At 70.2% G+C, this 10,796-nt stretch carries 10 protein-coding genes; 4 read left to right on the top strand and 6 right to left on the bottom strand.

The features are described 5' to 3' along the window. Nucleotides 1-50 precede the first annotated feature (50 nt). The 6 genes from rplI to AC529_RS06155 form a co-directional block, all read right to left on the bottom strand. Complete coding sequence (gene rplI, locus AC529_RS06180; RefSeq protein WP_068754277.1) at nt 51-497, bottom strand: 50S ribosomal protein L9; 447 nt, start codon at nt 495-497, stop codon at nt 51-53. A gap of 26 nt (nt 498-523) precedes the next feature. Beyond that, nucleotides 524-760, bottom strand: coding sequence for a 30S ribosomal protein S18 (gene rpsR / locus AC529_RS06175; protein WP_068754274.1), 237 nt, complete (start codon nt 758-760; stop codon nt 524-526). A gap of 59 nt (nt 761-819) precedes the next feature. After that, nucleotides 820-1,365: a single-stranded DNA-binding protein gene (locus AC529_RS06170; RefSeq protein WP_068754272.1), complete on the bottom strand. Its 546-nt coding sequence runs from the start codon at nt 1,363-1,365 to the stop codon at nt 820-822. Between the two features lie 58 nt (nt 1,366-1,423). Continuing rightward, nucleotides 1,424-1,714, bottom strand: a complete 291-nt coding sequence (gene rpsF, locus AC529_RS06165) for a 30S ribosomal protein S6 (protein WP_068754270.1) — start codon at nt 1,712-1,714, stop codon at nt 1,424-1,426. A gap of 121 nt (nt 1,715-1,835) precedes the next feature. Then, nucleotides 1,836-3,206, bottom strand: coding sequence for a glycosyltransferase family 87 protein (locus AC529_RS06160; protein ID WP_068754268.1), 1,371 nt, complete (start codon nt 3,204-3,206; stop codon nt 1,836-1,838). Next, nucleotides 3,203-6,019 (bottom strand): transglycosylase domain-containing protein, encoded by a 2,817-nt coding sequence (locus tag AC529_RS06155; RefSeq protein WP_198156303.1) that lies wholly within the window; start codon nt 6,017-6,019, stop codon nt 3,203-3,205. Before AC529_RS06155 ends, AC529_RS06160 begins: the two co-directional genes overlap by 4 nt. A 711-nt stretch (nt 6,020-6,730) precedes the next feature. On the opposite strand from AC529_RS06155, the gene AC529_RS06150 reads away from it, so the two are divergent. The 4 genes from AC529_RS06150 to AC529_RS06135 all read left to right on the top strand — a co-directional run bounded on the left by AC529_RS06150 (nt 6,731) and on the right by AC529_RS06135 (nt 10,796). Continuing rightward, nucleotides 6,731-7,315, top strand: coding sequence for a PadR family transcriptional regulator (locus AC529_RS06150; RefSeq protein WP_068754266.1), 585 nt, complete (start codon nt 6,731-6,733; stop codon nt 7,313-7,315). Nucleotides 7,316-7,409: 94 nt separating this feature from the next. Continuing rightward, a complete protein-coding gene (locus AC529_RS06145; RefSeq protein ID WP_198156302.1) occupies nt 7,410-8,489 on the top strand; it encodes an inositol-3-phosphate synthase in 1,080 nt (359 codons plus the stop codon). A 296-nt stretch (nt 8,490-8,785) separates the two neighbouring features. After that, on the top strand, nt 8,786-9,490 hold the full coding sequence (locus AC529_RS06140) for a hypothetical protein (RefSeq protein WP_068754263.1): 705 nt from the start codon (nt 8,786-8,788) through the stop codon (nt 9,488-9,490). A gap of 19 nt (nt 9,491-9,509) precedes the next feature. Beyond that, nucleotides 9,510-10,796: an MFS transporter gene (locus tag AC529_RS06135; RefSeq protein ID WP_068754261.1), complete on the top strand. Its 1,287-nt coding sequence runs from the start codon at nt 9,510-9,512 to the stop codon at nt 10,794-10,796.

Genomic DNA, 10,796 nt, shown 5'->3' with positions numbered 1-10,796 from the left:
CCCGGCTCGGTGCACCGAGCCGGGGCCCGCTGGTGTTCTCGACGGCGGGATCAGACGCCGACGACCTCGATCGCGACGGAGGCGTTGACCTCGGGGTGGAGGCGGACCTCGACCGTGTACTCGCCCACCGACTTGATCGGGTTGCGGATCTGGATGCGACGCTTGTCGACCTCGGGGCCGCCCGCGGCCTTGATGGCCTCGGCCACGTCCGCGGCGGTCACCGAACCGAACAGGCGGCCGTTGTCGCCGGAACGCTGCTCCAGCCGCACCTTGAGGGCGCCGAGCTGGCCGGCGACCTGCTTGGCCTCGTCCAGGTTGCGGATGTCGCGCGCGGCACGGGCGCGGCGGATGGAGTCGATCTGCTTCTGCCCGCCGCGCGTCCACTTGATGGCGAACCCGCGGGGCAGCAGGTAGTTGCGGCCGTAGCCGTCCTTCACCTCGACGACGTCGCCGGGGGAACCGAGACCGTTGACCTCGTGGGTCAGAATCAGCTTCACCTTGTTACCTCCTCGTCGGCCTCGGATCAGCGGGCGGTGCTGGTGTAGGGCAGCAGCGCCATCTCGCGGGCGTTCTTCACGGCCGTGGCAACGTCACGCTGGTGCTGCGTGCAGTTGCCGGTGACCCGGCGAGCGCGGATCTTGCCGCGGTCGGAGATGAACTTGCGCAGGAGAGTGGTGTCCTTGTAGTCGACGTAGGTCATCTTCTCCTGGCAGAACATGCAAACCTTCTTCTTGGGTTTGCGGACTGGCGGCTTCGCCATCGTGGTGCTCCTTTTCAAGAGCCCCGCTGTCGCGGGGATGGTCGCTGGAACAGAAATACTTAGAACGGCGGCTCGTCGGAGTAGCCTCCGCCGAACCCTCCGCCGCCGGTGGCCCACGGGTCGTCCGCGGGCGGGCCGGACCGGGCGCCCTGGTTGCCGCCGTAGCCGCCACCCTGGCCGCCGTATCCGCCGCCCTGCGGGGCGCCGCCGTAGCCACCACCGCCGAAACCGCCGCCCTGGCGCTGCGTCTTGGTCACCTTGGCGGTGGCGTTGCGCAGCGCGGGGCCCACCTCTTCGACGTCGACCTCGAAGACCGTGCGCTTCTCGCCTTCCTTGGTCTCGTACGAGCGCTGCTTGAGCCGCCCCTGCACGATGACGCGCATCCCGCGTTGCAGGCTCTCGGCCACGTTCTCCGCGTACTGGCGCCAGACCGAGCAGGTGAGGAACAGCGACTCGCCGTCCCGCCACTCTCCCGTCTGGCGGTCGAAGACACGCGGGGTGGAGGCCACGCGGAAGTTCGCGACCGCGGCCCCGCTCGGGGTGAATCGCAGCTCAGGGTCGTCGACCAGGTTGCCGACGATCGTGATCTGGGTTTCGCCTGCCATGGCTTGGCTCCGGATTCCTAGGGCTGGGCGACGGGTGTGGCGTTGCGGCCGGGGAGCGTCAGTGGACCTCGGGACGCAGGACCTTGGTGCGCAGGATGGCCTCGGTCAGGTTGAGCTGGCGGTCGAGCTCCTTGACCGTGGAGGGCTTGGCGGTCAGGTCGACGACGGCGTAGATGCCCTCGGAGTGCTTGGCGATGTCGTACGCGAGTCGGCGCTTGCCCCAGACGTCGACCTTCTCCACCGAGCCGCCCTCGTTGCGGACGACCGAGAGGAACTGGTCGAGGGACGGGGCGACCGTACGCTCGTCAAGGCTCGGGTCGAGGATGATCATGACTTCGTAGCGACGCATGGGCGTGCGTACCTCTCCTCTGGACTGTCGCGGCCATGGTCTTTCCATGGCAGGAGGGCGAGAGCCCGCGGCGCGAACGGCGCTCGCGAGGGCTCCGATAGCCGAACAGTGTTCAAGGCTATCAGTTGTCAAGCTCGGAAAGGCCGGTCATCACGGAATCCACAACAACCAGCGCACACACCATGAGCAGGGAGAGGAGCCGGCCGAACGTGACCACCGCGTAGGCGGTCAGCCCGACCCCCACCTCCTCGGCGGGGCTCTGGTAGTACCACAGGTAGTGCCAGATCCCGACGATGTAGCCGACCTCGGCGAGCTGCCAGAGCCCGAAGAGGACGACCGCGGCCGGCCGGAGCCGGCGGCTGCGCGGCCAGGCGAGCGCCGCCAGCGGCAGCAGCCACAGCACGAACTGCGGCGACCACACCTTGTTCGTGACGAGGAAGGCCGCCACCACCAGGAACAGCAACTGCTCCACCGGGGGGCGGCGCGGCGCGAACAGGCCGAGCAGGGCGATGCCCACGCAGGCCAGCAGCAGCGTCCCGGTGCCGACCAGGTTGACCGTCCCCAGGTCGGCGCTGGGGAACAGCCCCAGCGCGCCCAGCACGTAGTAGACCGACCCCCAGTCGGCGCCCCGCTCCTGGCTGAACGTGAAGAACTCGGCCCACCCCTCCGGGCTGACCAGGTAGACGGGCAGGTTCACCGCGCCCCAGGCCAGCAGCGCGCCCAGCAGCGGCACGCCGAACCGGACGGCCGCGTCCCGTCCCGCCCCGCCGCGGGCCAGGTCGCGGACCATCAGCACGAAGAGCGGCCCGAAGAACAGGAACGGGTAGAACTTGGCGGCCACCGCCAGACCGGTCAGCGCCCCCGCCGCCCACAGCCGCTCCCGGGCGTAGCAGGCGATCCCGCCGACGGCCAGCGCCACCGCCAGCAGGTCCCAGTTGATGGCGAAGGTCAGCACCGCAGCCGGGGCCAGGGCCACGAAGCCCCCGGCGACCAGCGCGGCGCGCCGGTCGAACGGGCGGCCCGCCGGGACCACCCCGCCGCGGCCCGCCAGCCGGCCGACGCAGACGACCGTGGCGACCAGGCAGGCCCCCAGCACCGCGGCGGTGGCGTCGAAGTAGCCGTAGCCGCGGGACAGCGGGTCGGGCAGCCAGGACGCCGCCCGGGCCATCAGGTGCATGAGGCCGCCGGTGAGCACCGGGTACTCGACCGGCTGGTCGAGGTAGGGGACGGTTCCGGCGTCCAGCCCGTCCCGGTAGTAGAGCGCGAAGACGTCGCTGTAGCACAGGCTCTGGTACTGGGTGCCGTCCAGCCACGCCCCGCCGAAGCGGCAGCGGGCCTTGCCCAGGTAGCCCAGCAGCGCCCCCGCGATCCCGATCGCGACGAGCCAGGCCCAGTCGGCCCCACGGGGCGGGAATGCGGCGGGGGCGCCGACGGCGAAGCCGTCGGCGCCCCGGGGCCCGGTCCGCGCGGACCGGTGCGGCGAAGAGGTCACTCCTGGTCCCGGTAGTAGTAGACCTGGTTGTTGCCCAGCGGACCTCGGGGACCGTTGCCGGGCATGCCGGGCGGGTCGTCGCCGGTCGGCGGCGGAGTGGTCTCCCCGTCGCCCGGAGGCTCCTCCTCCTCGTTGCAGCCCGGCGGGGTGTACCACGGGTTGGCGTGGGCGCACGGGTCGTCGTTGTGGTTCGGAGGCGTGAACGACGGGACCGGCAGGCTCGGCTCCGGGTCGGGCATCTCCGTCTCCTCCGTGTCCGGAGACTGCGACGGGTCCGGGGTCGGAGTCGGCGCGTGGTTGCGGATCTCGCCGCCGTAGACGGGCTCGGGGAACTCCTCCGGCGGCACGTCCTCCAGCACCTTGGTCATGAACGCCTTCCACAGCCTCGCCGGCATCTGACCACCGTAGATGCTGGACTCGCCGGGCAGCACGAGCGGCTGTCCGTCGCTGCGGTGCAGTCCGACCGCGGTGGAGTACTGCGGGACGAAGCCCACGAACCACGCGGACACGGCGTTGTTCGAGGTACCGGTCTTGCCCGCCATCGGGCGGCCGTCGTCCAGCCGGGCGTTGTGCTCGGGGGTGATCACCTGCTGCATCGCGTAGGTGGCGTCGGCCGCGGTGTCCGCGCTGAACGCCTGGGTGCCGCCGGCATCCAGGATGTCGGCGTCGTTGGGCACCAGCTCCTCGCCGGTCTCGGTGTCCACGACGCTGACGATCAGGTGCTGGGGCATGTGGTACCCGCCGTTGGCGAAGGTCGCGAATCCGCTGGCCTGGTCGACCGCGGCGACCGACATGGTGCCCAGCGCGATGTTGGGACCGATCTCGGCCGTCTCCAACTGCTTCTCCGGAATGCCCGCGGCCAGGGCGGTATCGATCACCGCCTGCGGGCCGACCTCGATGGCCAGTTGCACGTAGCTGGTGTTGATCGAGTCCTTGGTGGACTGGATCAGGTCGACCGGACCGTAGCTGACGTTGCTGTCGTTGCGGACCGGCTGGGCCAGACCCGGGAACTCCTTGGGGCTGTCGCCGTCGTAGACGCTCTTCAGGCTGATGCCCTGCTCCAGCGCGGTGGCCAGCACGTACGGCTTGAACGCCGACCCCGCCTGCTGGCGCTGGACCAGCGACTGGTTGGCGTACTGGGTGGGGTCGGGGCCGCCGTAGAAGGCCTTGATCTCACCGGTGGAGGTCTCGACCACGGCGATGCCGAACTGGGTCTCGTCCGGGATCTCCTGGCCGGTGTTGTTGCGGGTCTGCTCCCTCTGGTTCTCGACGACCTCCTCGGCGTACTTCATCCACTGCTCGTTGAGGGAGGTGGTGACCTGGTAGCCGCCCCGCGCGACCTGGTCGGCGCTCAGGCCGTAGCGGGTCTCCAGCTCGTTGCGGACCGCCTCCTGGATGTAGCCGCGGTAGCCCGAGTAGTTGTCGTCGGCCTCGATCGGCTTGGGGTCGGGGAACTCCAGCTTGTCGGCCTCCTCCTGGGACAGGCCGCGCTCCGGGTTCTCCTCGTGCATCTCGACGAGGCCCTTGACCGTGTACGCCCAGCGCTCCTCGAGGATCTCGTACATCTCGGAGCCGGGCACCGCGGTGCCGAAGTTTCCGGGCTGCTGGATGACCGTGCCGATGAACGCGCCCTCGGCGGCGTCGAGCTCGCTGACGTCCTTGCCGAAGTAGCCCTGCGCGGCGGCCTGCACCCCGATGCCGCGCCCGAAGTAGATGGTGTTGAGGTACTGCTCCAGGATCTCGTCCTTGGTCAGGCTCTGCTCGACCTTGAACGCGATCAGGATCTCGTTGAACTTACGGGTGTACCGGGCGATGGTCGACGTCTCGTTGGTGGTCAGCGAGTCGTAGTAGTTGCGGGCCATCTGCTGGGTGATGGTCGAACCGCCACCCTGCGAACCGCCGAAGAGGATGCCTCGGGCCAGACCCACCGGGTTGATCGCGTTGTCCTCGTAGAAGGTGCGGTGCTCGGCGGCCAGCACGCCGTCGATCACGGTCTGGGGCACCTCGCTGATGTCGACCGGGACCCGGGTGGTCTCACCGAACTTGGTGGCCTCGGTCTTGCCGTCCTCGAAGTAGACGACGTTCGCCGCCAACTGCGCGTCAGCCTTCGCCTGGAGGTCCTCGGGCGAGGGCGCCATCGCGTAGGCGATGCCGATGCCGACCGCGCCGAGGACGAACAGCACCGCCATGGTGATGAGCGCGGGCTTCCACGCCTTGGCGAAGAAGCGCTTGACCGGTCCGCGCTCGTCGTACTCGTCCTCGTCGTCCCGGGCGCGGCGGCGACGGCCCCCCGCGGCTCCGGAGTGGGCCGCGTTGGCGCGGCGCCGACCGCTGTAGCCCTCCTCGTCGGCCCGGCGGCGCCGCCCCGGACGCCCGTCGTCGGGGTGGCCGTCCCGGGCGCGGCGGCGGCCCCCGCCGCCACCGCTCTCCAGCACGGCCGTCTCCGCGGCGGCGGCCCGTCGGCGGGGTCGGTCGTCGTAGTCGTCCCGCGGCGCACGGGAACGCCGCGGGCGCTCGTCATAGCCGTAGTCGTCGTCCCTGGCCCGTCGGCGCGGGCGCTCGTCGTAGCCGTCCTGCGGCGTGCGAGAGCGGCGGGGTCGGTCGTCGTAGTCGTCCCGCGGCGCACGGGAACGCCGCGGGCGCTCGTCGGCCCAGAAACCGTCGTCCTCCGGCGGCCTGCGGCGGCTCGCCGCGGCGCGTTCGTCCGCGGCGTAGCCGTCGCGGCTACGCCTACCGCCGTTGCCGCGCGGCTCCCCGACCGGGCCGTCGGCCCGGCGGCGCCCGCCGGCGCTCCGTCGTCTTTCGGTACTCACGCGTCCTCGTTCGTCTGTTGAAGGCCGATCGGCCTGTCGACTTCTGGGGAGAGCAGTGCCGCCCCCGGACCACGCGGAAACGCCGCGCTCCGTTGCTCCCCGCTCCCAGTACTGCCTGGGGATCGGCGCGTGACCGAAGGCACTGGTGAGACGGGATCGAACCGGCTGTTGCCTGACCTCCTGTCACTGGCTGCTCGAGGGGGAGACACTCGTGGGCGGCCCGCACCCGATCCGCTCTACGGGTGGGACGTCGCGAGCGGGGGCTCTCGCGACGGCCGGTGGCCGTTCCCCGTTTCGGCCGCTCACGCTGTCGTGTGAGCGGCGGACCAGCAGCACCGCCGACACATGACAAACGCCGGACCGTGGCAAACGGCGTGCGATGGTCCTACTGGGGCGAACGTTACGTTAGGACGGTAACGCCGTATAGCACAACCCACGGGTGAGAGTACCTGGCCACGCCGAGTGCGCGCATCGTTTTCCACAATCAGGGCATAAACCAGACCCGGCCACCGCGGACCGCCGCAAACCCCCGACGGTACCGGCCTTTCCGCCCGCCCGGCAGTTCCTTCCGGGTCCCACCCCGTCTACGGCCTCAATATATCGACCCGATACACTCATAGCACTCAAAAACCACACTGGTGCGTGCGTCTCCCCCGCCGGGGGTAGAGATGGCCACCATGTCCGAGGACACGACCGGGGCGGAGGTGAGGAATGGGCGCGCGCCGGGCCAGGGTGCTGGAGCTGGCGGTACTGGGCCTGCTCTACGAGACCCCGCTGCACGGCTACGAACTCCGCAAACGGCTCAACTCCGAACTGGGCGTCTTCCGGGCCTTCTCCTACGGTTCGCTGTACCCCTGCCTGAAGGAGATGCTGCGGCAGGGACATATCTCACAGCACCCCGAGGAGGCCGAGTACGGCGGACGGTCCCGGATCGTCTACCGGCTCACCGAGGCCGGCCACGAGCACCTGCACGGGCTGCTGGCCGACATCACTCCAGCGACCTGCGACGACGAGAGCTTCGGCGTGTACTTCGCCCTGTTCGGGCATGCCCGGTCGGACCTCCGGCTGCGCATCCTGCACGGTCGGCGCGACCGGCTGCTCTCCCGGCTGGAGGACCTGCGCTCCCGCCTGTCGTCCCCCGCCGAAGGCTCCCGGGCCACCGGTGACTACATGCGGGAACTGCACCGACATGGCGCGGAGTCCGTGGAGCGGGAGATCCACTGGCTCGACAGCCTCATCGCACGGGAACAGCACCACGCCGCGTCTCCCCCGCCCCAGCCGAGACTGTCGGGATGATCCAGCCCCGCGCGTCCCGGTCGCGCGGCCTCGCCGCGACAGGCCCGTCCCACGCACTCAGAGATTTCGGAATCGACAGAAGGAGACCACTGCCATGGGTTCGGTACGTGTAGCCGTCGTGGGCGTGGGCAACTGTGCCGCCTCACTCGTCCAGGGCGTCCATTACTACCGGGACGCCGATCCGGCATCCCGCGTGCCCGGCCTCATGCACGTGGAGTTCGGTCCGTACCACATCCGGGACATCGAGTTCGTCGCAGCGTTCGACGTGGACGCCAAGAAGGTCGGCCGGGACCTGTCCGAGGCGATCACCGCGAGCGAGAACAACACGATCAAGATCTGCGACGTCCCGCCCACCGGGGTGACGGTGCAGCGCGGTCCGACCTTCGACGGGTTGGGCAAGTACTACCGGCAGACCATCGAGGAGTCCACCGAGGACGCCGTCGACGTGGTCGCCGCGCTCAAGGCCGCCCGAGCCGACGTGCTGGTCTCCTACCTGCCGGTCGGCTCCGAGGAGGCCGACCGCTTCTACGCCCAGTGCGCCATCGACGCGGGGGTGGCGTTCGTCAACGCCCTGCCGGTGTTCATCGCCTCCGACCCGGTGTGGGCGAAGAAGTTCACCGACGCGGGCGTGCCCATCGTCGGCGACGACATCAAGTCCCAGGTGGGCGCCACCATCACGCACCGGGTGCTGTCGAAGCTGTTCGAGGACCGCGGGGTGGTCGTCGACCGCACCTACCAGCTCAACTTCGGCGGCAACATGGACTTCCTGAACATGTTGGAGCGGGAGCGGCTGGAGTCGAAGAAGATCTCCAAGACCCAGTCGGTCACCTCGCAGATCCCGCACGAGCTCAACGCCCGGTCGGTGCACATCGGCCCGTCCGACCACGTGCCGTGGCTGGACGACCGCAAGTGGGCGTACGTGCGCCTGGAGGGGCGCGCCTTCGGCGACGTCCCGCTGAACCTGGAGTACAAGCTGGAGGTGTGGGACTCGCCGAACTCGGCGGGCATCATCATCGACGCCGTGCGCGCCGCCAAGATCGCCAAGGACCGCGGCATCGGCGGGCCGATCCTGTCGGCCTCCTCCTACTTCATGAAGTCGCCGCCGGTGCAGTACTCCGACTCCGAGGCGCACGAGGCGGTGGAGAAGTTCATCGCCGGAGAGATCGAGCGCTGACCCGGACACCGTCCGCAACTGCGGAACGCCGGAGCGGATCGACCGCTCCGGCGTTCTCCTTTTCCGGAGAAATCCCGAAAAAGCCTCGGAACCAAAAGCGTGCGGGAACCATCTCACCGAACGCAGGAAAGCCAGGGAACACAAAGGTGACAACGGTGTCACCCTCTGCTGCCCGGACAGATTTCCAACAACTGCAAAAGAAGTGGAACAGAGCTTTTCCGCACACTGTGGCCAGCGTTTTCCTGGTTTCGGGTGCTGCCCGTGAGCGGGCTTTCACCGGAAGGGACGGCACGTCCGTGAGCTATTCCCCACAACCTCCCTCGCAGCCGGGTCAGGGACCGCAGTGGCAGGACGGCGGCTACACCCCGCAGTACCCTCCCGCTCCCCAGCCTCGCAGGAACTCCACCGGGACCACCGTTGTCCTCGCCGTCGGCGGTGTGGTCATCGTCTTCCTGATCGTGGCGATCGTGCTGGTCCTCGTCTTCGGCGGACGCGATCCGGAGCCCGCCCCCGTGGCCGACTCCCCCAGGCCGCAGGAGAGCACCTCCGCGCAGACCCCCGACGTCCTGGGGGACTCCGACTGGATTCCCGACGACATTCCCGACGACGTCCCGGAGCCCCCGGACGACGAGCTGAGCACCGGGGAGTTCCCCGAGGCCATGGACGGCAGCTGGTCGGGGGTCATGACCCAGTACGACCTGGACGGCAACTACGAGTCCACCTGGACCCTGGAGGTCCACATGGTCGCCGGGGAGAGCCTCGGCGGGGCCGACCTGTCCATGCCGAACGGCGAGTCGTGCCGGTGGGACATCCTCACCACCTCCAACACCGAGGACAGCGTCGACCTGGAGTACTACACCATGGACGACGGCAACGGCACCTGCACCCTGTTCGGCTACCTGCACTTCATCGTGGACGGCGACGACCTGTACGTCGGCGTGGCCACCGAGCAGCCCGACGGGTCGATCAGCACCGCGGACGGCGTTCTGACCAGGTTCTGACCCGGCCTACCCTGGTCGGGTGTCCTTCCACGGCGACCTGCGCGAGGTACTGCGCGGCCCCCGGTTCCGCAGGCTCTTCGGGACCCGGGTGGCCTCGCAGTTCTCCGACGGCGTCTACCAGGCCGGGCTGGCCGGTTACGTCTTCTTCTCCCCCGAACAGCACACCACGGCAGGAGCGGTGGCGGCGGCGTTCGCCGTGCTGCTCCTGCCGTTCTCCGTCGTGGGGCCGTTCGCCGGGGTGCTCATCGACCGGTGGCAGCGCCGCCAGGTCCTCCTGTTCTCCGCGCTGGCCAAGGCCGCACTCGCGGGGCTCACGGCGGCGCTGGTGGCCGCGGGCTCGGACGGAGCGCCGTTCCTGCTGGCCGCGCTGCTCCTGCTGAGCGTCAACCGCTTCTTCCTCTCCGCGCTCTCGGCCGCGCTGCCGCACGTGGTGCCGGAGGACCGGCTGGTCATGGCGAACGCGGTCACCCCCACCTGCGGCACCGCGGCCGCCTTCCTCGGCGCGGGCGCGGGGGCGGGGCTGCGCCTGCTGGGCGGGGACGGCCCGGTAGGCACCGCGCTGATCCTGGCCGGAGCGGGCGTCGGCTTCGCCGCGGCCGGCCTGGTCTCGCTGACGCTCGGCCGCGCCGAGCTGGGCCCCGACCTGGCCGCCGAGTCCTCGCGGGTGCGCAGGGCGCTGCGGAACGTGCTGACCGGACTGGCCGACGGGGCGCGGCACATCTGGGGGCGCCGTCCGGCCCGGGACGGCCTGGCCACGATCGCCGGGCACCGCTTCCTGTACGGCATCTCCACGATCATGACGCTGCTGCTGTACAACAACACCTTCACCGAGGGCGGCACCGCCGGGTTCGCCTCGTTCAGCGTGACGATGGCGGCCTCCGCCGTCGGCTTCCTGGCCGGGGCGGTCGCCACCCCGTGGGCGCGGGAGCGGATGCGCGCCCGGACGTGGATCGCCGCGCTGCTGGCCGCGGGGGCGGCGGCGCTGCTGGTGTTCGGGCTCCCGTTCGACGCCGCGGTGTTCCCCGTCGCGGGGTTCGTGCTCGGCGTGGTCTCCCAGGGGGTCAAGGTCACCGTGGACACCCTGGTCCAGCGGCACGTCGACGACGCCTACCGGGGACGGGTCTTCTCCGTCTACGACATGCTCTTCAACGCCGCGTTCGTCGCCGCCGCCGCGGTGGCCGCGCTGGCGGTCCCCCCGTCGGGGGTGTCGGCCCCGGTGGTGACGGCGATGGCCGCGGGCTACGGGGCCATGGCCCTCTACTGGGCCGTCCCGGAGCGGCGGCCCCGGGTCCTCGCCGGGGACTGA

The organism is Thermobifida cellulosilytica TB100 (genome assembly GCF_001517975.1).
GTDB classification, from domain to species: Bacteria; Actinomycetota; Actinomycetes; order Streptosporangiales; family Streptosporangiaceae; genus Thermobifida; species Thermobifida cellulosilytica.
Note: the sequence above shows the minus strand (reverse complement) of the source record. Positions and strands in the feature narration are given on the sequence as shown.

Coding starts and splice junctions, on each gene's coding strand:
- rpsR (WP_068754274.1), bottom strand. CDS start 760: ATGGCGAAGCCGCCAGTCCGCAAACCCAAGAAGAAGGTTTGCATGTTC.
- AC529_RS06170 (WP_068754272.1), bottom strand. CDS start 1,365: ATGGCAGGCGAAACCCAGATCACGATCGTCGGCAACCTGGTCGACGAC.
- rpsF (WP_068754270.1), bottom strand. CDS start 1,714: ATGCGTCGCTACGAAGTCATGATCATCCTCGACCCGAGCCTTGACGAG.
- AC529_RS06150 (WP_068754266.1), top strand. CDS start 6,731: ATGGGCGCGCGCCGGGCCAGGGTGCTGGAGCTGGCGGTACTGGGCCTG.
- AC529_RS06145 (WP_198156302.1), top strand. CDS start 7,410: ATGGGTTCGGTACGTGTAGCCGTCGTGGGCGTGGGCAACTGTGCCGCC.